This is a genomic window from Trinickia sp., from assembly GCF_036503415.1.
Classification (GTDB): Bacteria; Pseudomonadota; Gammaproteobacteria; order Burkholderiales; family Burkholderiaceae; genus Trinickia.
In genome coordinates, this window is sequence record NZ_DASXWY010000059.1 from 21,048 (window position 1) to 45,101 (window position 24,054).

Annotated in this window: 20 protein-coding genes; 10 read left to right on the plus strand and 10 right to left on the minus strand. The window is 65.6% G+C overall.

What is annotated here, in order from left to right:
• Positions 1 to 9: 9 nt before the first annotated feature.
• Positions 10 to 963: a cobalamin-binding protein gene (locus VGL01_RS08400; protein WP_331568400.1), complete on the minus strand. Its 954-nt coding sequence runs from the start codon at positions 961 to 963 to the stop codon at positions 10 to 12.
• On the minus strand, positions 963 to 1,526 hold the full coding sequence (cobU, locus tag VGL01_RS08405) for a bifunctional adenosylcobinamide kinase/adenosylcobinamide-phosphate guanylyltransferase (RefSeq protein WP_331568401.1): 564 nt from the start codon (positions 1,524 to 1,526) through the stop codon (positions 963 to 965). The genes VGL01_RS08400 and cobU overlap by 1 nt, the downstream gene beginning before the upstream one ends.
• Positions 1,527 to 1,659: 133 nt before the next feature.
• Between cobU and VGL01_RS08410 the strand changes: the two genes are divergently transcribed.
• Positions 1,660 to 2,283 carry a ParA family protein gene (locus VGL01_RS08410; RefSeq protein ID WP_331568402.1) on the plus strand — a complete coding sequence of 208 codons (624 nt, stop codon included), beginning with the start codon at positions 1,660 to 1,662 and terminating at the stop codon, positions 2,281 to 2,283.
• A 64-nt stretch (positions 2,284 to 2,347) separates the two neighbouring features.
• Here VGL01_RS08410 and panD read toward each other — a convergent pair whose 3' ends face one another.
• From panD to VGL01_RS08430, 4 genes are all read right to left on the minus strand, one after another.
• Entirely contained in the window at positions 2,348 to 2,734 is a 387-nt protein-coding gene (gene panD, locus VGL01_RS08415) for an aspartate 1-decarboxylase (RefSeq protein ID WP_331568403.1), read from the minus strand.
• Positions 2,735 to 2,776: 42 nt separating this feature from the next.
• Positions 2,777 to 3,610 carry a pantoate--beta-alanine ligase gene (gene panC, locus VGL01_RS08420; protein WP_331568404.1) on the minus strand — a complete coding sequence of 278 codons (834 nt, stop codon included), beginning with the start codon at positions 3,608 to 3,610 and terminating at the stop codon, positions 2,777 to 2,779.
• A 125-nt stretch (positions 3,611 to 3,735) separates the two neighbouring features.
• Complete coding sequence (locus VGL01_RS08425; protein WP_331568406.1) at positions 3,736 to 4,605, minus strand: ScpA family protein; 870 nt, start codon at positions 4,603 to 4,605, stop codon at positions 3,736 to 3,738.
• An 11-nt stretch (positions 4,606 to 4,616) separates the two neighbouring features.
• Positions 4,617 to 4,802 carry a DUF3460 family protein gene (locus VGL01_RS08430; protein WP_331568407.1) on the minus strand — a complete coding sequence of 62 codons (186 nt, stop codon included), beginning with the start codon at positions 4,800 to 4,802 and terminating at the stop codon, positions 4,617 to 4,619.
• A gap of 283 nt (positions 4,803 to 5,085) precedes the next feature.
• Here VGL01_RS08430 and VGL01_RS08435 point away from each other — a divergent pair, with 283 nt between their 5' ends.
• The 4 genes from VGL01_RS08435 to VGL01_RS08450 all read left to right on the plus strand — a co-directional run bounded on the left by VGL01_RS08435 (position 5,086) and on the right by VGL01_RS08450 (position 12,574).
• Positions 5,086 to 6,855 (plus strand): autotransporter assembly complex protein TamA, encoded by a 1,770-nt coding sequence (locus tag VGL01_RS08435; RefSeq protein ID WP_414720199.1) that lies wholly within the window; start codon positions 5,086 to 5,088, stop codon positions 6,853 to 6,855.
• A gap of 71 nt (positions 6,856 to 6,926) precedes the next feature.
• Positions 6,927 to 11,105, plus strand: a complete 4,179-nt coding sequence (locus VGL01_RS08440; protein ID WP_331568408.1) for a translocation/assembly module TamB domain-containing protein — start codon at positions 6,927 to 6,929, stop codon at positions 11,103 to 11,105.
• An 88-nt stretch (positions 11,106 to 11,193) separates the two neighbouring features.
• Positions 11,194 to 11,892, plus strand: a complete 699-nt coding sequence (locus tag VGL01_RS08445; RefSeq protein ID WP_331568409.1) for a hypothetical protein — start codon at positions 11,194 to 11,196, stop codon at positions 11,890 to 11,892.
• Entirely contained in the window at positions 11,807 to 12,574 is a 768-nt protein-coding gene (locus tag VGL01_RS08450; RefSeq protein WP_331568410.1) for a hypothetical protein, read from the plus strand. Before VGL01_RS08445 ends, VGL01_RS08450 begins: the two co-directional genes overlap by 86 nt.
• Before the next feature lie 48 nt (positions 12,575 to 12,622).
• Here the strand turns inward: VGL01_RS08450 and metG are convergent, their stop codons facing one another.
• Both metG and VGL01_RS08460 read right to left on the minus strand, forming a co-directional pair.
• A complete protein-coding gene (metG, locus tag VGL01_RS08455; RefSeq protein ID WP_331568411.1) occupies positions 12,623 to 14,791 on the minus strand; it encodes a methionine--tRNA ligase in 2,169 nt (722 codons plus the stop codon).
• A gap of 383 nt (positions 14,792 to 15,174) precedes the next feature.
• Entirely contained in the window at positions 15,175 to 15,840 is a 666-nt protein-coding gene (locus VGL01_RS08460; protein ID WP_331568412.1) for an OmpA family protein, read from the minus strand.
• Positions 15,841 to 16,157: 317 nt separating this feature from the next.
• On the opposite strand from VGL01_RS08460, the gene apbC reads away from it, so the two are divergent.
• The 5 genes from apbC to VGL01_RS08485 all read left to right on the plus strand — a co-directional run bounded on the left by apbC (position 16,158) and on the right by VGL01_RS08485 (position 21,700).
• Complete coding sequence (gene apbC / locus VGL01_RS08465) at positions 16,158 to 17,246, plus strand: iron-sulfur cluster carrier protein ApbC (RefSeq protein WP_331568413.1); 1,089 nt, start codon at positions 16,158 to 16,160, stop codon at positions 17,244 to 17,246.
• Positions 17,247 to 17,395: 149 nt separating this feature from the next.
• Complete coding sequence (locus VGL01_RS08470) at positions 17,396 to 17,947, plus strand: superoxide dismutase family protein (RefSeq protein ID WP_331568414.1); 552 nt, start codon at positions 17,396 to 17,398, stop codon at positions 17,945 to 17,947.
• 25 nt (positions 17,948 to 17,972) lie between these two features.
• The gene (gene dcd, locus VGL01_RS08475) at positions 17,973 to 18,542 is read left to right on the plus strand and encodes a dCTP deaminase (RefSeq protein WP_331568415.1); all 570 of its coding nucleotides are present in this window, start codon (positions 17,973 to 17,975) and stop codon (positions 18,540 to 18,542) included.
• 123 nt (positions 18,543 to 18,665) lie between these two features.
• Positions 18,666 to 20,945, plus strand: a complete 2,280-nt coding sequence (locus tag VGL01_RS08480) for an arginine/lysine/ornithine decarboxylase (RefSeq protein ID WP_331568416.1) — start codon at positions 18,666 to 18,668, stop codon at positions 20,943 to 20,945.
• A gap of 2 nt (positions 20,946 to 20,947) precedes the next feature.
• Positions 20,948 to 21,700, plus strand: a complete 753-nt coding sequence (locus VGL01_RS08485) for a lysozyme inhibitor LprI family protein (protein ID WP_331568417.1) — start codon at positions 20,948 to 20,950, stop codon at positions 21,698 to 21,700.
• A 48-nt stretch (positions 21,701 to 21,748) separates the two neighbouring features.
• Here VGL01_RS08485 and argH read toward each other — a convergent pair whose 3' ends face one another.
• Positions 21,749 to 23,173 (minus strand): argininosuccinate lyase, encoded by a 1,425-nt coding sequence (argH, locus tag VGL01_RS08490; protein WP_331568418.1) that lies wholly within the window; start codon positions 23,171 to 23,173, stop codon positions 21,749 to 21,751.
• A 152-nt stretch (positions 23,174 to 23,325) separates the two neighbouring features.
• On the minus strand, positions 23,326 to 24,054 hold a 729-nt coding region (locus VGL01_RS08495), incomplete at its 5' end, for an anti-sigma factor (RefSeq protein ID WP_331568419.1).

The window sequence follows — 24,054 nt, forward strand, 5'->3', positions numbered from 1 at the left end:
TGGATTCGCTCAGTGCGCGTCCGAAGCCCCGGCGGCTGCGCCCGAGGCAGGCCGTTTCGCTCGAGCCGTTTCCAGGTCGCGGCACAGCGCATCGATGCCTTCGGCCAGACGTGGCCCCGGCCGGTTGATCAGGTCGCCGTCGATGGCGAACAGATTGCCGCGCGCGACGGCAGTCATGCGCGGCCAGGCGCGCCAGCGCGCGAGATCGGGCAGCGGCGCGTCGGGTGAGGGCGCGGTGGCACCCTTGGCCGCCGTGACGATGGCCTCGGGGTTCGCCGCGACGACGGCTTCGACCGACACTGTGGGCACGCGAGCGGCCAGCTCGCCGAATACGTTGCGTCCGCCGCATAGCGCAATGGCGTCACTGACGATATGCGCGCCGTTGAGCGTCAGGAGCGGGCGGTCCCAGACCTGATAGAACACGCTGACCACGGGTCGCGCCGCATAGCGCGCCCGCAGCCGGGCGATTTCGTCGCGATAGCGCTGCGCCGCGGCGCGGGCCGTGCTTTCGGTGCCGAGCAACGTCCCGAGGCGTTCCAGATTCGTCGCGACGTCATCGACCTTGTGCGGCTCGCTGACGAAAAGCGGGATGCCGAGGGCACGCAGCTTATCGAGCTGCCGCGTGTCGTTGCCATGCCGCCACACGACGATGAGTTCGGGCCTGAGCGCGACGATGCGCTCGAGATCGAGGGCGGAATTGCTGCCCACACGCGGCAGCGCGTTGGCTTCGGGCGGATAGTCGCTATAGGACACCGCCCCCACGAGCCGTGCGCCGCCGCCGGCTGCATAGACGAGCTCCGTCGTGTGCGGCGCGAGCGAAATGACGCGTGCCGCGGGCTGGGCGAGCGTGACGGTGCGGCCCGCGTCGTCGACGACGGAAACGGCCGCGCGCGCGGGCAGCGGCGAACCGGCGGCCCAGGCGAATGCAATGGCGAGAGTCAGCGCTTCGACGAGCTTGCGCATCAGGCGGTTCGCATCGGGCGCGGCGCCGTTTTGACGGCGAGCGGAAGGCCCGCCACCATCAGCGTGACCTCGGGCGCGAGCGCGGCCACGCGCTGATTGAGCCGGCCGAGCGCATCGACATAGCGGCGTGTCACCGAACCGAGCGGCACCACGCCCAGGCCGATCTCGTTGCTGACGACGATGACGCGCGCGCGAGCGGCCGCCAGCGCCGCCATGAACGCGTCGATCCGGGCGTCGGCGTCCTCAGCTGCGGGCCCGCACGCTTCGGGCGGGCACAGGAGACCGGCGAGCCATAGCGTCAGGCAGTCGACGAGTACACAGGCATCGTCCCCGTCGGCCGCGCGAAGCGCATCGTCGAGCGCGGCACCGGCTTCGACGAGCCGCCAATGCGCCGGCCGCCGCGCGCGGTGGTGAGCGATCCGCTCGCTGAACTCGGCATCGGCGCCGCGGGCCGTTGCGATGTAGGTAACGCCGCGGCCGCTGGCCCCGGCGAGGCCCTCGGCGTAGGCGCTCTTGCCCGAGCGGGCGCCGCCGAGCACGAAAATGAGGTCTGGCGTGGTCATCGCGCGATTGTAACGGCATCGCGGGCCCGACATGGCGTCCGGGCGGTTGCCGAAGGGGCTACGGCGCGAACCGATTTGCCGATATCATCGACACCCATACGGGGCCAGACGGCTTCGCAAATCGGGAGCGTTCATGACGGTAATCGTGGTGGCCAACCCCAAGGGCGGGGTGGGCAAGAGCACGTTGTCGACCAATCTGGCCGGCTCGTTCGCGGCAAACGGGGAATGGGTTGCGCTCGCGGACCTGGACCGGCAGCAATCGGCCCAGTCGTGGCTGGCGTTGCGGCCCGGTGGCCTGCCGCCCATCGAGAGCTGGGAGGTCGATCCCGACGCGCCCGCCAAGCCGCCGCGCGGCCTGGAGCGGGCCGTCGTCGATACGCCGGCCGGATTGCACGGCAATCGTCTCGTGAGTGCCCTCGAACTGGCGGACAAGGTCATCGTGCCGCTGCAGCCATCGATGTTCGACATTCTCGCCACACAGCATTTCCTCGAACGGCTCGCGAAGGAGAAGGCCGTGCGCAGGGGCGCCATCCAAGTCGGCGTCGTCGGGATGCGCGTGGACGCGCGCACGCGCTCGGCCGACCAATTGCACCGCTTCGTGGAGGGGCTCGATCTGCCGGTGCTGGGATTTTTGCGCGATACGCAGAACTACGTGCAATTGGCCGCGCACGGACTCACGCTATGGGACGTGGCAAAAAGCCGCGTCGAGAAAGACCTTGAGCAGTGGGAACCCATCGTCGCCTGGGCGGCTCGCTGAGGGCTGCTGGCCGAGGCGCCCGTGCGCAGCACGCGATGCGCTGCGCGCGCAGCCGCCGGGTGCGTCAGCTCCAGCTTTGCACGGGCACCTGCGCCCGGCTGCCCTTGATCTTGTTGCGCTCGTCGACGAACACGAGTTTCGGCTCCCAGCCGGCCGCCCGATCCGCCTCGTCGACCACCGCGAACGCGGCGATGATGACGAGATCCCCGAGCTGGGCCCGCCGCGCGGCCGAGCCGTTCAGCGAGATCATGCCGCTGCCGCGTTCGCCGCGAATGGCGTAGGTCGAGAACCGCTCGCCGTTGTTGACGTTCCAGATGTCGATGCGTTCGTTCTCGACGATATCGGCCGCATCGAGCAGATCTTCGTCGATCGCGCAGGAGCCTTCGTAATGGAGCTCGCAGTGCGTGACGACGGCGCGATGAATCTTCGATTTGAGCAAATGGCGCTGCATGGTCGTTTCCTCTGACGTGCGCGGCAACTCACGCGTGCCGCTTCAGATTTCCAGATTGTCGATGAGACGTGTGGCGCCGAGCTTCGCCGCGGCCAGCACGACGAGGGGCGCATCGGTTTCGTGAGGGGCGGGCGCGATGAGATCCTCGCGCTTGCGCACGGCCACGTAATCGGGTTGCCAGCCGCGTGCGGCGAGGCTCGCCATTGCGTCGCGCTCGAGCCGCTTGAAATCGCGCTCGCCGGTGTGCACGGCATCGCGCAGGCGGCCGAGCGTGACGGCGAGCATCGGCGCTTCGCCGCGCTCGGCTTCGGTCAGATAGCGGTTGCGGGAGCTGAGCGCGAGCCCATCCGCGTCGCGCACCGTTTCGGCCGCGATGATGTCGGTCTGCAGCGCGAACTGATGGCACATGCGCCGCACGATCATGAGCTGCTGGTAGTCCTTCTTGCCGAATACGGCCACCCGCGGTTGCACGCAGGCCATCAGCTTCATGACGACCGTGCACACGCCCGTGAAAAAGCCGGGCCGGAATTCGCCCTCGAGGATGTCGCCGAGGTCGTGCGGCGGACGCACGCTATATTCCTGCGGCTCGGGATACATGTCGCGCTCGGTCGGCGCGAACAGCACGTAGACGTTTTCCCTTTGCAGCTTGTCGATGTCGGCTTCGAGCGTGCGCGGGTACTTGTCGAAGTCCTCGTTCGGGCCGAACTGCAGCCGGTTGACGAAGATGCTCGCGACGACCGGGTCGCCGTGCTGACGCGCGAGACGCATCAGCGAGAGATGTCCCTCGTGCAGGTTGCCCATGGTCGGCACGAAAGCCGTACGGTTCTGTCCGCGCAACTGGTCGCGCAATTCCTGGATCGAGCTGATGACTTTCATGATGGACCGGGGTTGAAGCGCGGCGAGGCGCGTGGACTGCAACAGGGCGCCGATTGTAGAGGATTCGACGAGGCGCGATAGCGAAAAGAGCGGATCCTCCAGGGCAACCGTGGCGCCGTTCAGCGCTACGCCGGCAGATAAGCCAGCCGCACGTAGATCGGCGCGAACGGTTCGGCCTGCGTGATCTCGATCAGCGATTCGCGCGACAGCTCGAGCATGGCGATGAAGTTGACGACGACGACAGGCATGCCGCGCGAAACGTCGAACAGTTCGGCGAACTCCATGAAGCGCGCATTTTGCAGCCGCCGCAGGATCAGGCTCATATGCTCGCGTACGGACAGCTCCTCGCGCGAAATCTTGTGATGCGCAACGAGCTTGGCCCGCTTGAGCACATCGGCCCAGGCCGCCCGCAGATCGTCGATGACGACGTCGGGAAAGCGCGGCGCGATGCTCTGCTCGATATAGACGTCGGCCCGCAGAAAATCCCGCCCGAGCTGAGGCAATTGATCGATGCGCTGCGCGGCGAGCTTGATCCGTTCGTACTCGAGCAAGCGCCGCACGAGCTCGGCGCGCGGATCCTCCGCTTCCTCGCCCGTATCCGCTTTCTTCACCGGCAACAGCATGCGCGACTTGATCTCGATCAGCATCGCGGCCATCAGCAGATACTCGGAGGCGAGTTCGAGGTTCGTCTGGCGCAGTTGTTCGACATAGCCGAGGTATTGCACCGTGACATCGGCCATCGGGATATCGAGTACGTTGAAGTTCTGCTTGCGGATCAGATAGAGCAGCAGATCCAGCGGACCTTCGAACGTTTCGAGAAAGACTTCGAGCGCGTCCGGCGGGATATAGAGATCCTGCGGCAGCTTGAAGAGCGGCTCGCCGTAAAGACGCGCGAATGCCACGCCGTCGATCGTGTCGGGCGTGGTATCGGTGGCCGGCGCGGCGAGCGCCGAGACCGGCTCTTGCGAGCGCGTGGCCTCGTCGGCAGGGTTCACGCGGTGGGCGCTCAGAAGTTCTGGTAGTAGACGTACGGCAATTGCTTGACGCCCGCAGCCTGCTGACGCGCCCGCTCCTCGAGATCGAGCGGCTGTTTGTCCCACAGGAGTGCGCGGCCGCGGCGCTGCTCTTCCTCGAGCGTCGGTTGTTGCTGCTTGAGCTGGTTCAGGAACTGCGTGATATCCGATTGATACATGGCTCGTCGTTCGTGGAAAATAGGGGCACATCGGTGCGGCGAGCACCGTCTCTCGCAAACCGGGATTTTAGCGCATGCCATCGCAGGCGGAACATCGCGGGCGCGATGGCGTCAAAACCGCGCGGGCTAACCGGACTCGCTTTCGCGCGGTCGCCCCCAGGTCGCGGCTGTGGTCAAATGAGCGGCCGGCGGCGCGCGTGTTCGTATGCGCCGCGCGTGAGTTCGTCTTTTCAACGTTGCCGGGAGGCCCCGTTTGCGGGAAGCAGCGATCGACAACCCGTGCTTGACGCGCACCGCCCGCCGGTGCGGCGGACGCCTCGCCCGCAGCTGGCTCGCAGCGGCTGTCGGGGCACTGCTTGCGGGGCTTGCGTTGCCGGCTTCGGCCAAATATGGCATCGAGATCGATGCGCCGCGCGAACTTCGCAAGCTGCTGAAAGCGCATCTCGACCTCTCTCGATTTGCCAAGCGCGACGACATCACGGACGATCAATTCGATTTTCTCTTGACGGCGACGCCGCAGCAGGTGCGCGATCTCGCAGCCACGGACGGCTATTTTTCACCGGTCGTGCGTACCGATGTCCGCACGGCCGAGGGCAAGAAAAAGGTGATCGTGCATGTCGATCCGGGGCCGCGCACGAACGTCTCGTCGATCGATCTCTCGTTCGCCGGCCCGGTGAAAACGGAAGACCCTTCCCGCGAGAACGCGGCGCGTTTCGCCTTCTCGCTGCACCCGGGCGACCCCTTTACGCAGTCGGGCTGGAGCGATGCCAAATCGGCAGCGCTCAAGGCGCTGCAGGCCCGTCGCTATCTCGGCGCGAAGATCGCGCGCTCTCAGGCGCTCATCGATCCGCGCAAAAAGACGGCGGCGCTTTCAGTCGCGTTCGAGAGCGGTCCGACGTTTACGGTGGGTCCGCTCGACGTATCGGGCGTGCGCCGCTATCCCGAATGGATCGTGACCAACGTCAATCCGATTGCCGTCGGCGAGTTTTATGACACGACGCGGATCGAGGAACTGCAACGGCAATTGCAGAACACGCCGTATTACGCCAGTGTCGCGATCGATGTCGACAGCGACGTCGACAAGCCGCACGAGACGCCGATTCACGTGAAGGTCAGCGAGTATCCGTATAACAGCGTGCGCGGAGGGGTCGGCTACGCGACCGATACGGGCGCGCACGTCCAGGGGGCCTACTCGTATCTGAATACGTTCGGGGCCGCCTGGCCGTTTACGGTCCAGGGCCGGATCGATCAGATCCAGCAATACGGCCAGATCCAGTTGTCGATGCCGCCGGGGCGGCGGGGCTGGGTCAACAGCGCGCTCGCGTCGTACACGAGCACGAACGTATCGGACACGCGCATTTATAGCGCGCGCATCGGCGTGCAGCGCGCGCGCACGTCGCAGTTCATCGATTACACCTACTCGCTGCAGTACTACGTCGATCGGCTCGATCAGAACGCCGCCAGCCCGAAGACGAGCCACGCGCTCGTGCCGCAGTGGTCGTGGACGCGGCGCAATGTCGACGATCCGCTATTTCCGCATTCGGGCAATCTGCTCCATGCCGAGGCGGGCTTCGCGGTGCGCCACGCGCTCTCGGACGAGACCTTCGTGCGCGGCTATGCGCGCGGCGTGCAGTATCTGCCGGTCGGCAAACGCGATCTCCTGCTTTTTCGCGCGGAGCTCGGCGGCGTGTTCACGAGCGGCAGCTCGGCCGATGTGCCGGCATCGCTGCTGTTTCGCGCGGGCGGTTCGAACTCGGTACGCGGCTATGGCTTTCAGAGTATCGGCAACAAGGTGTCGGGTTCGGTGCTGCCGACGAAGTACCTCATCACCGGCACGGCCGAGTATCAGCACTGGTTCACGCACGATTGGGGCGCCGCGGTGTTCTATGACATCGGTGCAGCCACGGATACCTGGCACGAGCGGACGTTCTTCCCCGGCGTCGGCTTCGGCGCGCGCTGGCGCAGCCCGGTCGGCCCAGTCAACGTCGACCTCGCATATGGCATTCGCAACAAGAGCGTAAGGCCGTATCTGACGCTTGGCATCGCCTTTTGAAACGGCCTCAAACCGCATGAAGACAGCTTCGATACCGCTTTAGCCTTGAGCGCGCTTTTCCCGAAACGAGCATGACGAACGATTCGCCACCGCCGCCCTCAGCACCGCCGCCAGACGTCGACGACGCCGGGCGCGATGCACCGCCGCCCCGTCGCAAGCCGCGCCGGGCGCTGCGCGTGTTCGCGTTGACGGTGCTGGGTATCGTGCTCATGCTGGGCGCCGAATCGCTTGCGCTATTCGGTGCGCTCACGACCGAGCGCGGGACCGGGCTCGTTTGGCGCGCGGCCGTGGCGCTCTCGGGCGGACGGCTCGCCGGCACGTTCCAGGGCGGCACGCTCGCCAGCGGGCTGAGGTTGGCCGACGTGCATTTTGTCGAGCGGCCGACGGTAACGGGCGGTCCCTCGGCCGCAACAGCCGCGACGACCGAGATTCGCATCGACCGGCTGAGCGGCCGATGGGCGCTCACGCCGTCGCCCTGGCGGCTGACCATCGTCGATCTGCACGCGGGCACTGTCGATGCGCGTCTTGCGCCGTCCCGCAGCAATGCGCCGATGACTTTGCCGCAGAGCCTGCGCTTGCCGATCCAGCTCGACGTGCGCGCAATCGGTATCGACCGGCTGCGCATCCATGACGGCGCCAGCGTGACGGAGTTCGACCGTTTGCGGATGAGCGGCCGCAGCGACGGGCGGCATCATACGCTCGCGCTCGGCGGGCTCGATACGCCTTACGGGGCGATCACGGCCCAGCTTTCGCTCGACGGCGTGCGACCGTTTGCGCTCTCGGGCAACGCCGGTTATGCCGGCGAGTTCGCGGGCGAGCCGGCGCGGGCGAGCGCGCAGGTCACGGGCACGCTGGAGGCGCTGACGGCCGAGATCGACGCGAGCGGTTTCAAGCTCAAGGGGCACGCACGGGTGGAGGCCACGCCTTTTGCACCGGTGCCGCTCAAGCGCGCGCAAGTCGCGCTCGCTCACGTGAACCCGCAGACGTTCAGCCCCGGTGCGCCCGCGGCCGATCTTTCGCTCGACGCCGACCTCGGCCCCGTGCCGGGGGCGGGCACGTCGGTCGTGGCCGGTCCGGTCTCGATCGTCAACGCGAAGCCGGGCAGACTCGACGCGCGGTTGCTGCCGCTCATCGACGCACACGCCGATGTGCGGCTCGATGCAAGCGAGGAGCGCATTGCGAACCTGCGCGTGCGGCTCGTGGACGACGCCGAGCTCGCGGGCGGCGGCACGCTCAAACGCGGCCGAGGCCGCATCGCCTTGCAGGCCAGCCGCCTCGATCTGAACACGATCACGCCATGGGTGCGCACGACGGCCCTCGACGGGCCGATCAGCGTACAGCTCGACGGCGCCACCACCGGGCTCGAGTTCGACCTTGCCGACAAGCGTGCGGGTCTCGGCGCACGGGCCAAAATCGCGTTGGAGCCGGAGCGTATCGCGTTGCGCGATGTGCGCGTCGCGGCCGGCAATGGCCACGTCGATCTCGACGGCGCTCTGATGCGGGATGCTCGATCGACTTTCTCGCTGCGCGCAACGCTGAAGAGCTTCGATCCGCGTCTCGTGCTGGCGGCGAGTGCGCCGCCGGCTGCGCCAAAGCGCCCAGGTGCCCCGCACCCGCCGCGCGCAGGAACATCGTCGAAGACATCGACCGCATCGACCGCATCGACCGCATCGACCGCATCGAAGCGGCAAGCGACATCGCATCCATCGGCCCCGGCAAGAAAGTCCGCCGCGGTGGCGCGGGGCGCGTCGACGCGGTGGCCCGAGGCGCGCGTGACGGGCACGATGGAAGCGAGCGGCACCTTGGCCCCGAGTATCGCGACGAAGCTGCGGTTCAAGCTCGCCGACAGCCTCTACGACGGCCTTCCGCTCAGAGGCGAAGGCACGGTGCAGGTCGCCGACAAGCGCTTATTGCCGAGCGACGCGGCGCTATCGATCGCCGGCAATGACGTCGAGCTGCACGGCAGCTTCGGCGCACCGGGCGATCGACTGCGTTTTCGCATTGCCGCGCCGCAGCTCGAGCGGCTCGGCTTTGGCCTGGCGGGCGCGGTGAATGCCGACGGCGACGTGACGGGCTCGCTCGCTCATCCCAATGCCACGCTCAGCTACGATGCGCACGGCGTGTCGTTCGGCGAAAACCGCGTCGGTGCGGCGACGGGGCGTGCGCTCGTGCGTGACGGCGCGAACGGCGCGCTCGAATTCACGACCGATGCGCGCGACGTCCATACGAGCGTCGCCGATTTCACGAGCCTTTCCGCGCACGCGAGCGGCACGCGCGCGAAGCACGCGTTCGATGTGGCGGCAAAAGGCACGCTGCGCGGCCGGCCGGTAGACCTCGTATTGGCGGCGTCGGGCGGTTTGACCGATACACGCGACGGCCTGCAGTGGGCCGGCACCGTCACGCGCTTCGCCAATCGCGGCATGCCGGCGCTCGAACTGCAGGCGCCGCTTGCGATCAACGCGAGCCGCGAGTTCGTGACGCTCGGCGCGACGCGGCTCGCGCTCGAAGGCGCGCGGATCGATATCAAGTCGTTCGTCTACGATCGCGGCGCGATACGCTCGGCCGGCTCGGCCTCGAATCTGTCGGTGGCGAGACTGCTCGCAATACGCGAGCAACTGACCGGCACGCCTTCGCGCATGCGTAGCGATCTCGTCTTCGCGGGCGATTGGGACTTCACGCTGGGCCGCACCGCGTCCGGCTACGCGCGCCTCGAACGCGTGAGCGGAGACGTGTCGGTCGACACGGTCCGGGGCGGATTGGCGCCGCTCGGCATCACCGCGCTCGGCGCGCGCGCCGATTTTCGTACCGGCTCGCGATTGAGCGTCACGTTGCGCGCGGCGGCGAGCCGCATCGGCAGGGCGGACGCGAACCTGAGCGTAGCGCTTTCCCCCGATCCGGCGCGCGGCGGTCAGCTTGGGCTGGCGGCCGATGCGCCGCTTGGGGGCACGATCGCGGCCGACGTACCTTCGCTGAAAACGACGGGCGGCCTGTTCGGGCCGAGCTACGTGCTCGATGGGCGCGCGGCGCTCAGGCTGACCGTGGCGGGCACGATCGCGAAACCCGCGCTTTCGGGGGCGCTGACCGGCGACGGGCTCGCGGCGACGTTCATCGATCAGGGCGTGCAGTTGAAAGACGGTGTCGTACGCATTGCGCTGTCGGAGAATCTCGTCGACTTTCAACGCGTGGAGTTTCATGGCGGCGACGGTACGCTGCGTGCGACCGGTCAAGTGCGGCTCGATCGCGCCGAGCCCGACATCACAGCGCAAATCGTTGCGGACAAGCTCGAGTTGTTCGCCGCGCCGGACCGGCGGCTCTCGCTGTCGGGCAGTGCGACGGTTGCGAACGGCGGGCCGGCCGGCGGTATGAATATCGACGGCAAGTTCAAGATCGACCGCGCGCTGTTCGACATGCCGGAGCAACCGGCGCCCAGCTTGTCGGACGATGTCGTGATCTTGCGCAACAACGCCGCCGTGCGAGGTGCGCCGCAGCCGATCGAGCCGGCGATGAACAAGCCGGTGAGCCCCTTCGCGCCGCGCGCGAACATCGACATCGATCTGGGGCGCAACTTCCGTTTCCGGGGGCGCGGCGCGGATCTGGGGCTGCGCGGCATGGTGACCGTGATGTCGGCACCGAGCCAGCCGCTGCGGGCCATCGGCAATGTCGGCGTGACCGAGGGCTCGACCTATACCGAGTTCGGCCGCAAGCTCGCAATCGAGAACGGCTTTTTCACGTTCAACGGACCGGTGGCGAATCCCGGCATCAATATCCTCGCGATGCGCCGCAATCAGGAGGTCGAGGCCGGCGTGCAGGTCACGGGCACCGTCGATGCGCCGATCGTCAAACTCGTGTCTGAGCCGAACGTGTCCGACAACGAAAAATTGTCGTGGCTGCTGTTCGGCCATGGCACGGATCAGGGCAACAATCTGGGCCAGCAAAGCTCGATGACGACCGCGCTCGCACTGCTCGGCAGTGCGACGGGCAAACGCGTGGCGCAGACGTTCGGACTCGACGAATTCACGGTGGGCCGCAGCGAGGTCGGATTGACCGATCCGCAGGTGGTCATGCTCTCGAAAGCGATCAACGAGCGGCTCGTGCTCGGCTACGAGCAGGGTCTGCAATCGGCGGCCAATGCGTTCAAGGCGACGATCAATCTCTCGCGTTTCTGGGCGCTTTCGACTTATACGGGCACGTTCCAGGGCGTCGATATCAATTACACGCGCCGCTTCGATGCGTTCTGGTCGAAACGGTGAGCCGGAAAATAACTGAGAAAAGTTCCCTATTCCCGCCTGGGGGTTGCATGTTCCGATAGCGGTTTCCGACTTTATCGAAAACCGAACTATGCAGCCGATCAGAATGATGCGTGCCCCATCGTCGATGGTCCACCGGACCGGTCCGATGAATTTCATCGAGGATCGCGGCGCATTCACGACCGCCATCAGGAGCGGGGCGTACAACCGCTATTTATTCGCGGACACACAAACCGGTGCGCGCGATTTGGTACTCGTTGGTACTGGTGCGCAGATCGTCGATTTCTTCGAGCGCGAGGCGATGTACGGCATCGAAAACACGATACCGGAATTGCCATCGATTTTTATGGGCGTGACGGCGCACGTCTCGCGCAACCGTTACAGGACGCTCTTTGCGGGAAATGACGCGGCCATGGCCGGTGTCAGCGTCGCGAACACGTTGATCCGCTGTGTCGCCCTGAAGGATTGGTCGACCTCGAAATTCGTGCCGCAAGATTCCCATGCGCTCGCCTGCGGCATTGGCGGCTGTACGGCGCCCGTCGGCGACGTGGGCGATATCGGCGACCTGATCGCCACGGTCTACGACATGTACAAGTTCATCCGCAATCCCGGTATCGCCGAATCGAACGGCAAGGCGGGGGCGCTATTTCGCGTCACATTCAGTCCGTTTCCGGGCGAGGGCATGCGGCGGATCGGACAAAGGCGTGTCTTCTTCTCCAGGTTTAGCGGCCAGGGCATGCCGAACTCCACGGCCGACGGCAATGACTTCAAACGTCTTTTCCGGCTCTGACGTCACTATCATTCAGGATTCCGAAATGGATATATGCATTAAGGAGCATGCCGGCCGGATGTGCCGGTTATCGTCGGGAAGGCCCAACTTCGGTAGTTTCGGTGCGGTGATATTCGATCATGGTGGCGTGCCTGTTCCTTGCCGTCCACAAATGAACGACATGTGGCTGTTGTCCGATAACGGGCAGGGTGCGCGGGCGCTCGTCGTCTACGGTACGCTCGACGAAATTGCCGGGTTCTTCGGCGCAAACGCGGACAAGGGCATCGAAAACACTTCACCGAATACCTTTTCGGGCAAGCCGGACATTTATATGTCCGTCTTCGAGCTTTCCGCCGTGGCGCGTTACAAGTCGCTATACCCCTATAACGAAGTAGCCACGAGAGTGGCGAAGTTTGCCGGCGGGACCCTCAGTTCGCCCGCGACGTTCGGCGCGATGGGTCTGAAAATGCCGAGCAGTGCGGTGGGCTCACGGATTGCAGCGTCGTTGGGCAAACTCGCGTCGAAGCTCCATAAGGAGATACCGAAGGTGCGCAACCCGGGATTTGCCGCGGCGCCCGCTGCCCAGGGCAGCGGGATCCTGATGGTCAAGTTTTGGCATGTGCCGTTCGGCGGTTCTCGAAAGATCGGCACCGGCAAGCTGTTTTTTCGCGATATCGATAAGGCCGTGTTGCAGCAGTATTGATGGCCGGGGCGCACGCCGATTCATGGCGCGCACGCCCGCAGCCCGCCGCTACTTCACGCGCATACCCGGCTGTGCGCCGCTGTGCGGTTCGAGGATATAAAGCCCCGGTTCGGCTTTCTCGTCGGCAGCCGATGCCGCCAGGACCATCCCCTCGGAGAGCCCGAACTTCATCTTGCGCGGCGCCAGATTCGCCACCATCACGGTCAGCTTGCCGACGAGGTCCTCAGGTCGGTAGGCCGACTTGATGCCCGAGAACACGTTGCGGGTCTTCTCTTCGCCGATGTCGAGCGTCAGTTGCAGCAACTTGTCGGAGCCCTCGACGGCCTTGCATTCGACGATGCGTGCGATGCGCAAGTCGATCTTGGCGAAGTCGTCGATGGAAATGACCGAGGCCTCGGCGCTTTCGGCCGCTTTCGCGGCTGCTGCCACGCTGTGGCCCTTGGCGCTTTTGGCCGCTTCGGCGGTGGTTTTCGCTGCCGAGGCCGCTTGCCGATGAGGCGGTGTGGTGTCCGTGGGTTGCAGCGATGCGCGGTTCGCCGCGATCAGCGCTTCGATCTGTGCGGGGTCGACACGCGTCATCAGATGCTTATAGGCGTTGATCGGGCGTGCCGACGAAAGGACGTTGCCGGCATCGGCCCAAGTCAACGGCGAGATACCGAGGAACGCCTCGACGTTCGCGGCCAATGCCGGCAGGACCGGCTTCAGTGCGAGCGTGAGCAGCCGGAACGCCTCGATGCTGACGCTGACCGTTTCGTGCAGTGCCGCCGCGTTGGCCGGATCTTTCGCCTGATCCCACGGTTTGGCCGTATCGACATAGGCGTTGACGGCATCGGCGAGCTCCATGGTCTGCCGGACGGCACGGCCGTACTCGCGCGCTTCGTAATGGGTGGCGATTTGCGGCAGCGCCTCGCGCAGCATGCCGAGCAGCGGGTGATGCATCGCGCTGTCCTGCACGCGGGCGTCGAATCGCTTGACGAGGAAGCCCGCCGCGCGGCTCGCGATATTGACGAACTTGCCGACGATGTCGCTGTTCACGCGCGCGAGGAAATCCTCGAGGTTCAGGTCGATGTCTTCCATCGTGGCGTTGAGCTTCGCGGCGAAGTAATAACGCAGCCATTCGGGGTTGAGCCCCGTGTCGACATAGCTCTTCGCCGTGATGAACGTACCGCGCGATTTCGACATCTTCGCGCCGTCCACGGTCAGAAAGCCGTGTGCAAAGACGTTGGTCGGCGTGCGGTGGCCCGAGAACTCGAGCATCGCCGGCCAAAAGAGCGTGTGAAAGTAGAGGATGTCCTTGCCGATGAAGTGGTACTGCTCGGTCTCGGTGCCCGGGCGGATCCATGCTTCGAAGTCGAGCCCGACGCGCGCGGCCAGATTCTTGAAGCTGGCGTAATAGCCGACCGGCGCATCGAGCCAGACATAGAAGTACTTGCCGCTCGCGCCCGGAATTTCGAAACCGAAATACGGAGCGTCGCGCGAGATATCCCAATCGGCGAGCTTCGCCTCGCCCTTTTCGCCCAGCCATTCGCGCATCTTGTTCGTGGCTTCCGGCTGCGCAAGCCCGCTCACCCAGCTGCGCAGGAACGATTCGCAGCGCACGTCCGAGAGGCGGAAGAAGTAGTGCGTCGACTTGCGGCGCACGGGCGTCGCGCCCGAGACGGCCGAGTAGGGGTTGATCAGCTCCGTCGGCTGATAGGTCGAACCGCAGACCTCGCAGCTGTCGCCGTATTGATCCTTCGCGCCGCACTTCGGGCATTGACCCTTGATGAAGCGATCGGGCAGGAACATTTCCTTGACGGGATCGTAGGCCTGCTCGATCTCGCGGGCATCGATGAACCCGGCTGCCTGCAGCGAGAGAAAGATCGACTCGCACAGTTCGCGGTTCTCGTCCGAATCGGTCGAGTAGTAGTTGTCGAACGAGACCAGGAAGCTGTCGAAATCGCGCTTGTGCTCCCGCCCGACGCGCTCGATCAACGCCTTCGGCGTGATGCCTTCCTTTTCGGCGCTCAGCATGACCGGCGTGCCGTGCGTGTCGTCGGCGCCGACGTAGTACACCTCGTGCCCGTGCATGCGCAGCGTGCGAACCCAGATGTCGGTCTGGATATATTCGACCAGATGGCCGAGGTGGATCTGTCCATTCGCGTAAGGCAAGGCGGATGTGACGAGAATCCGGCGACGGAGCGCGGGCGGGCTGGAGGCGATGTCGGGTGCTGTCATTGGCGTTCGAGGAGGGACCGCGCAGGGAAAACGCCGATTTTAACAGGGCGGGCGCGGCAATTCGCGGCAGCGAGCGGGGTGCGCCCCCATGACGTTGGCGCGAGGGGCGGAGGGCCCACCGACTCGGAGGCGCCGAGGGTCGGGAACCGTTGCGGCCCGCGTACCGAGAACAGCGGGCAAAAAAAACCGGGGCGAATATGAACCGGCCCCGGAGCAACAACGACAAGAGGAGAATGGTGACGCGGCGGCCTTCGCCATCCGCGTACCGTACGTAGAGACAGCCGATTTCCGGGCGAGTTCGAAAAATTTTTCGATTTGTTTACCGAAACATTCCGGGCGTATTCCCGGTCAGCCCGCAGCCCGCCCGGCGGGCTGCGGCCAGCTTACTGGTAGCGCGGCGCCTGGCCGTGCTGCGCGGTCGCTTTCAAATAGATTTCGACGCGGCGGTTCTGGGCGCGGCCCTGGTCCGTGCCGTTGTCGGCGACCGGGTTGTTCGGACCGTATCCAGCAGCGGCCAGACGGTTCGGCGATACGCCGTGCTGACTGAGGTAGTTCGCCACGCTTTGTGCGCGGTTTTGCGAAAGCGTCTGGTTGTACTGGGGCGACCCCGTGCTGTCCGTATAGCCGCGCACTTCGGCAACGAGTTCAGGGTTTTGGCCCATCTGGGTCGCCACTTCATTGAGCGTCGGATAGAGCGCCGGGTTGATCTGGTAGCTATCGGTCGCGAACGTCACGTTGCTCGGGATGTTGACCTTCAGCGAGCCATCGGGCTGTTCGTTGACGGTCGTGCCGGTGCCGCGCGACGCGCCCGAAATCCGGTTGCGGATGTTGCTCCAGTTGTAGCCCGTGATGCCGCCCAACAGCCCGCCGACACCCGCGCCGATGGCCGCGCCCTTGCCGCCGCCGAAGATGGCGCCGAGTCCGGCGCCCGCGGCCGCACCGGCGCCCGTGCCATAGGCCGCGTTCGTTTGCTGCTCCGTGGCGCAGCCGGCGAGCAGTGCGCCGGCCAGCGTGAATACCGTCAAGCGGGTCATGATTTTCGAGTTCATTTTTCGAGTCCTCTCAAGAAAACGTGTCGGAACGACGCCGGCGCGGCCCGAACCGGGCGGAAAACCGCTAAGCCTTGCCGCGCGCAGTGTCTTCCAGCCACGACGACGCAAGCCACTACAATAGCGCGTACGGGGTCCGCACGCGGCCCTGTGGCGGGCGCCGAGGGCGAAAGTGCCCGGCAGCCCGCTATTTGGCAATGGCGAGCAACACTTTCTTTCAATTTTCCTGCCTTGCGGCGTGAGTCGCCCTCGAGCCGCATACGCTGCGGCCCGTCGGTGCGCCTCGCCGCGAGCCGTTTCGCTTCGGAGTCTTTTCGATGAGCATTGATCGGGCCTTGGTCGACGCCGCACTCGCGGCCGTGACGGATCCCAACACCGGCCGACCGTTCGCGGCAGCCAAGGGCGTGAAGTCGGTCGCCGTCGACGGTACGACCGTACGGGCGGAGATCGTCCTCGGCTATCCCGCGAAAAGCCAACTCGACGCGCTGCGTGCGTTGATCGTTGCGGCGCTGCGGCAGGTGCCCGGCGTGGAGCGCGCCGAGGTCGCGCTCTCGCAGTCGATCGTCGCGCACGCCGTACAGCGCGGGGTCAAACTGCTTCCCAACGTGAAGAATATCGTCGCCGTGGCGTCGGGCAAGGGCGGGGTCGGCAAGAGCACGACCGCCGTCAATCTCGCGCTGGCGCTGGCAAGCGAAGGGGCGTCGGTCGGCGTGCTCGATGCCGATATCTATGGACCGTCGATCCCGATGATGCTCGGCATCGAGGGGCGGCCGGACTCGCCCGACGGACAAACGATGAACCCGCTCGAGGGTCACGGCGTGCAGGCGAATTCGATCGGCTTTCTCGTCGAGCAGGACAATCCGATGGTCTGGCGCGGCCCGATGGTCACGTCCGCACTCGAGCAACTGCTCAGGCAAACCAATTGGCGCGAGCTCGACTACCTCGTCGTCGACATGCCGCCCGGTACGGGCGACATCCAACTGACGCTTGCGCAGCGCGTCCCGGTGACGGGAGCGGTCATCGTCACGACGCCGCAGGACATCGCCCTCATCGACGCCAAGAAGGGCCTGAAGATGTTCGAGAAGGTCGGCGTGCCGATCCTTGGCATCGTCGAGAACATGAGCATCCACGTCTGCTCGAACTGCGGCCATGCCGAGCATATCTTCGGCGCCGGCGGCGCCGAGCGCATGGCCGGCGAATACGGTGTCGTGGTGCTCGGCAGCTTGCCGCTCGACATCTCGATTCGCGAGCAGGCCGACAGCGGGCACCCGTCCGTCGTCGCCGATCCGAGCGGACGCATCGCCGAGACATACCGCGCCATTGCCCGCAAAGTGGCCATCCAGATTGCGGAGCGCGCGCGCGACATGACCGGCAAATTCCCGAGCATCGTCGTTCAGAACACCTGAGCGGGGCCTGCTTCAAGCGGCATGCGAGGCTTTCGCGCGAGGGCCTGGCATGCCCTTGCGCCGCGCCGGCCGCGCGGCGCGGTATCATGTCGCCTTCGCTTGAGTCCGGGACGGCAGCGCAGGGGCGCTGCGGCCGGCATGAGGATCGCATGAGACAACGAACCGACGGGCGGCACGCGCGTGCGTTGAGCGTCGTCGCCTGCGTCGCCCTGTTGGGCCTGGCGGGCGCGCCGCTTGCGGGCTGCACCGCGTTTTTGGGCCACCACGAAAAGCGCGCCGATGCGCAATTGCGGCCGACGGTCGGCAGCGCGGTGCAAGGTGCCGTCACGTTCATAGAACGGGCGGACGGCGTGCAGGTCACATACAACCTCGCGGGCTTGCCGCCCAACACCGACCATGCGCTGCAGGTGCACGAGCGTGGCGATTGCAATGCGGTCGACGGCGCGAGCGCCGGCCCCGTCTTCGCGCCGGCCGCGTCGAGGCTGCGCGCCGGGGTGCGGCTCGAGGGCGATCTCGGCAATCTTCATGCGGACGCGAACGGCGGCGCGACCGGATTCATCGTCGCGCCCGACGTCTCGCTCGACGGCGTGCGCTCGGTCATCGGGCGTTCGGTGCTGATCTATCGCGAGCCGGTCGACCCGGCATTTCCCGATCACAGCGTCGGGCCCGCGCTCGGGTGCGGCGTGATTCACGGACAATGAGCAGGACCGAGAGACCTCGATATTTATGAGCATCAAATCCGACAAGTGGATTCGGCGAATGGCCGCCGAGCACAACATGATCGAGCCGTTCGTGGGCGATCAGGTCCGCACGGCCGAGGACGGCCGCAAGATCGTGAGCTACGGCACGTCGAGCTACGGTTACGATATCCGCTGCGCCGACGAGTTCAAGATCTTCACGAACATCAACTCGACGATCGTCGACCCGAAGAACTTCGACGAGAAATCATTCGTCGATTTCAAGGGCGACGTCTGTATCATTCCGCCGAATTCGTTCGCGCTCGCGCGCACGGTCGAGTACTTCCGCATTCCGCGCAACGTCCTGACGGTCTGCCTCGGCAAGTCGACCTATGCGCGCTGCGGCATCATCGTGAACGTGACGCCGTTCGAGCCCGAATGGGAAGGCTACGTGACGCTCGAGTTCTCGAACACGACGCCGTTGCCGGCGAAGATCTATGCGAACGAGGGCGTGGCGCAGGTGCTCTTTTTCGAAAGCGACGAAGTCTGCGACGTGTCCTACGCGGACCGGGGCGGCAAGTATCAGGGCCAGCACGGCGTCACGCTGCCGAAGACCTGAATACCGTCGGTGTGCCGTCACGACACTGACGCAAAGCGCAAAGAGACTGACAGGTTTTCGAGCGACCGCTCGGCACGGAGAACATGACCCGCGCCAGCGGTCCTTGTTTTTGGAGAATCGTTCATGAAGTTCCGTTTCCCCGTCGTCATCATCGATGAGGACTTCCGTTCCGAGAACATCTCGGGTTCCGGCATTCGGGCGCTCGCCGAGGCGATCGAAGGGGAGGGCGTCGAGGTCCTCGGCCTGACGAGCTACGGGGACCTGACCTCGTTCGCGCAGCAATCGAGTCGCGCGTCGTGCTTCATTCTGTCGCTCGACGACGACGAACTGATGCTCGGCGAGACCGGTCCCGATGGCGAGCTGCCCGAGTTCGCGACGGCGATTCTCGAGTTGCGTGCGTTCGTCAACGAGGTGCGCCGGCGCAACGCGGACATTCCGATTTTCCTGTACGGCGAGACGCGCACGTCGCGCCACCTGCCGAACGACATCCTGCGCGAGCTGCACGGGTTCATCCACATGTTCGAGGATACGCCCGAGTTCGTCGCGCGCCATATCGTGCGCGAAGCGAAGGTCTATCTCGATTCGCTCTCGCCGCCGTTTTTCAAGGAACTCGTCAAGTACGCCGACGAAGGCTCGTATTCGTGGCATTGTCCGGGCCATTCGGGGGGCGTGGCCTTCCTCAAGAGCCCGCTCGGCCAGATGTTCCACCAGTTCTTCGGCGAGAACATGCTGCGCGCCGACGTCTGCAACGCCGTCGACGAACTCGGGCAACTGCTCGATCACATCGGCCCCGTCGCGGCGTCCGAGCGCAACGCGGCCCGCATCTTCAGCGCCGATCATCTGTTCTTCGTCACGAACGGTACGTCGACTTCGAACAAGATCGTCTGGCATGCGACGGTGGCGCCGGGCGACATCGTCGTCGTCGATCGCAACTGCCACAAGTCGATCCTCCATGCGATCACGATGACGGGCGCCATTCCGGTGTTCCTGACGCCGACGCGCAACAATTTCGGCATCATCGGCCCGATCCCGCTCGACGAGTTCAAGCCCGAGAACATCCGCAAGAAGATCGAGGCCAATCCGTTTGCGCGCGAAGCGCTCGAGCGCAACCCGAATCTGAAGCCGCGCATCCTGACGATCACGCAAAGCACGTACGACGGCGTCATCTACAACGTCGAAACGATCAAGTCGCTGCTCGGCGACTTCCTCGATACGCTGCATTTCGACGAAGCGTGGCTGCCGCATGCCGAATTCCATTCGTTCTATCAGGACATGCATGCGATCGGTGCCGGCCGTCCGCGCACCGGTGCGCTCGTGTTTGCGACGCATTCGACGCATAAGCTGCTCGCGGGCATTTCGCAGGCTTCGCAGATCGTCGTTCAGGATTCCGCCGACGGTGCGTTCGACCGGCATCGCTTCAACGAGGCCTACTTGATGCACACGTCGACGAGCCCGCAGTACGCGATCATCGCCTCGTGCGACGTCGCGGCGGCGATGATGGAGCCGCCGGGCGGTACGGCGCTCGTCGAGGAATCGATTGCCGAGGCGCTCGACTTCAGACGCGCGATGCGCAAGGTCGACGCCGAATACGGCGAGGATTGGTTCTTCCAGGTCTGGGGCCCGGAGGCGCTTGCCGACGAGGGCATCGGCTCGCGCGAGGACTGGATACTGCGCGCGAACGATCCGTGGCACGGCTTCGGCCCGCTTGCCGAAGGCTTCAACATGCTGGATCCGATCAAGGCGACGATCGTCACGCCGGGGCTCGACCTCGCCGGCGAGTTCGCCGAGTCGGGCATCCCGGCCGCCATCGTCACCCGGTATCTGGCCGAGCACGGCATCATCGTCGAAAAGACGGGGCTCTACTCGTTTTTCATCATGTTCACGATCGGCATCACGAAGGGCCGTTGGAACTCGATGGTGACGGAGCTTCAGCAGTTCAAGGACGACTACGACAGCAACCAGCCGCTGTGGCGTGTCCTGCCCGAGTTCGTGGCCCAGCATCCCGCTTACGAGCGCATGGGGCTGCGCGATCTGTGCCAGGCGATCCACAGCGTTTATCGCGCCAACGACATCGCCCGGCTCACGACGGAGATGTACCTGTCGAACATGGAACCCGCGATGAAGCCTTCCGATGCGTTCGCGAAGCTCGCACACCGCGAGATCGATCGCGTGCCCATCGACGAGCTGGAGGGCCGCGTGACGAGCGTGTTGCTGACGCCTTATCCGCCCGGTATCCCGCTGCTCATTCCGGGCGAGCGGTTCAATCGGACGATCGTCAACTATCTGAAGTTCGCGCGCGAGTTCAACGAGCGCTTCCCTGGTTTTTCGACGGATATTCATGGGCTCGTTGCCGAGCGGGTGGACGGGCGCATGGAATATTTCGTCGATTGCGTGCGTGTCTGATCATGAAGTGCGCTGCAAGAACGCTGCTCCCTACGAGGCTCGCGCTTGGCGCGTTGGTCCTGGTCGGCGCCTCGTTCGTCGTACCCGTCGCCGCCCATGCCGAAGCGGCCCCCGCGGATCCGATCGATACGGCGATGCGCACCTGTCTCGCGCGCGCGGACCGCTCGTCGCCTGCCGGGCAGGCGCAATGCATGGATGCCGCACGCGATTCATGGCAGGCCGCCATCGACGCCGCTTATCGGTCGCTGACGGCAGCCGCGCCCGACAAGATGCGGCGTGGCTGGGAGGAGAGCCAGCGGCGCTGGCAGACATGGCGGGACAAGGAAGTGCCGCTCGTGCATGCCGTGTTCCAGACGACGCACGGTTCGGCTTATGTCATCACCGAAGCTAACGTTTTGTTGCAGCCGGTGCGCGACCGCGCGCTGCAGCTGCGTCATGCGGCCGCGCAGTTCGACGCTACCGTGAACTCGGCAAGCGATGCCGATCCGGCTCCGCCCAAACGTCCGACGCGTTTGCGCCCGTGCACCGTCGATGCGGCTTGCGAGCATGCGCAATTCGATCTGAACCGTTATGCACGCAAGCTGCGCGCGAAATTGGCGGCGCGCTCGCGCGTCGTCCTTTCGCATGCGCAGCGCGCCTGGCTTGCCTACTTCGAGGCGACCTCGGGGCTGGGCACGGAGGCCGAGCGCGTCGATCTGGTCGGCGCGCGCGTGGCGACGCTCAAGCGGCTGGCCGAGACGGCCGGCAACGACTAACCGGCGCTCTCCCGCTAAGCGCCCGCCCCGCCGGGCGTCCCGGCCGGCTTAGTCGTGCCGAAGCTGGGCTTGCAGTGCCTGGCGCGCGGCCTGCGCCGCGGCGCGGACCTGCTCGGGGGCGGTGCCGCCCGGATGATTGCGGCTTGCCACCGAGCCTTCGAGCGTGAGGTAATCGAATACGTCTTCACCGATCAGGTGTGCGACGTTGGGAAGCTCGGCGCGCATTTCATCGAGCGTCAGATCGGCGAGATCGCACTGCCGGTCCACGCATACCCGCACCGCGTGCGCGACGGCCTCGTGCGCATCGCGAAACGGCAGGCCGCGCTTGACGAGATAGTCGGCCAGATCCGTTGCCGTCGAAAAGCCTTGTAGCGCTGCGGCCCGCATTGCATCCGGCTTGACCGTGACGCCGGCCACCATTTCCGCGAAGATCCGCAGCGTATCCGCCACGGTATCGACCGTGTCGAAAAGCGGCTCCTTGTCTTCCTGGTTGTCCTTGTTGTAGGCGAGCGGCTGGCCCTTCATCAACGTGAGCAGCGCCATGAGATGGCCGTTGACCCGCCCGGTTTTGCCGCGCGCGAGTTCGGGCACATCGGGGTTTTTCTTTTGCGGCATGATCGACGAGCCCGTGCAAAAGCGATCGGCCAGATCGATGAAGCCGACTCGCGGGCTCATCCAGAGGACGAGCTCTTCGGAGAATCGCGAGACGTGCGTCATCACGAGCGCCGCCGCGGCGGTAAATTCGATGGCGAAGTCGCGGTCCGAAACGGCGTCGAGCGAATTGGCGCAGATGCCGTCGAAGCCGAGCGTTTTGGCGACGGCGTGCCGATCGATCGGATAGCTCGTGCCGGCCAGTGCGGCCGCGCCGAGCGGCAGGCGGTTCACGCGCGTGCGACAGTCGCGCAGGCGCTCGGCGTCACGCCCGAACATTTCGACGTACGCGAGCAGGTGATGGCCGAACGTGACGGGCTGCGCGACCTGCAGGTGCGTAAAGCCCGGCATGATCGTTCCGGCGTGCTGCTCGGCCAATTCGACGAGCGCAAGACGCAAATCGCCGAGCAAGCCGCCGATGCGGTCGATTTCGCCGCGCAGCCAGAGGCGAATGTCGGTGGCGACCTGATCGTTGCGCGAGCGGCCGGTATGCAGGCGCTTGCCGGCATCGCCGATCAGCGCCGTCAAACGCGCCTCGATATTCAGATGGACGTCTTCGAGATCGAGTTGCCAGACGAATTCGCCGCGCTCGATTTCACCGCGGATTTGCGCCATGCCGCGCTCGATGGCCGCGAGGTCTTCGGCGGCGATGATTTTTTGCGCCGCGAGCATCTTCGCGTGCGCGAGCGAGCCTTCGATGTCGACGAGCGCCATGCGCTTGTCGAAGAACACTGACGACGTGTAGCGCTTGACGAGCTCGGACATCGGCTCCGAGAAGCGAGCCGACCAGGCTTCGCCTTTTTTATGCAGTTGAGACGTCATGATGATGGGCTGAGAAGTGGTCCGTCGTGAGAGCGCCGGGCGTGCGCCGAGAGTACGTCTGGCCGCGGCACGGCTCGCGCGGCGCATGCCGGGAAACGCTCGATTTTATCACCGCGCCAACGACCGGCCCGGTGCGGCCGTCGTGCGCTCGCCTAAGCGGTCGCCATCAGCTTGCCCGCGCAGACCACCGGGCCGCTCGGCCCGCTTGCGCTCGTGGAGCCGCCGGGCGGCTCAACCGATACGGCGAGCCTTACATAGGCGTTCATATCGCGCACCTTCATATGCACGACCTTGCCCGGCGGCAACATGCCGAGCGAGACTGGCGCGCCGTGCTCGGGGATTCCCCAGAGCTGCTCCGAATGGCCCGGCGGTGCCGCATCGCCGCCGCTCATGCGGTGTGCACTCATCATCGCGCTTTTGTCGTCCCACATCACAAAGACCATCGTCTTGCTCGTCTTCACATCGGCCAGCGCCGCGACGTAGGACACGCGCTCGATCGCGTTCTCGTGGGCAACCGTGTCGCCCGCGCCGCCGCTTGCGGCGGATTGGACGGCGAGCGGCGCGGGCCGCAAAACGATGGCAAAGCCGATTGCGGCGGCCAATGCCGCACCGGTGGCCGCAAACGACCAACCCCGCCAGAACGCGAGACTGTCGAACCAGCGCCGATGGCGCTCGCGCGCGGCCACGGTGCGAGCGAGCACCCGATTGCCGGGCGCTTCGCCGGCCGCGCGGCGTGTCGAATCGGCCCATCCGAGCGCTCGTTCGATTGCCTGCCAGGTGCCTGTCGGAGGCGCGACGGCGGGGACCAGCTCGGGCAGCGCGCCAAGGCGAGCCTGCCACGCCGCGATAGCCGTGCGAATGGCGGTATCGTGCGCGGCGAG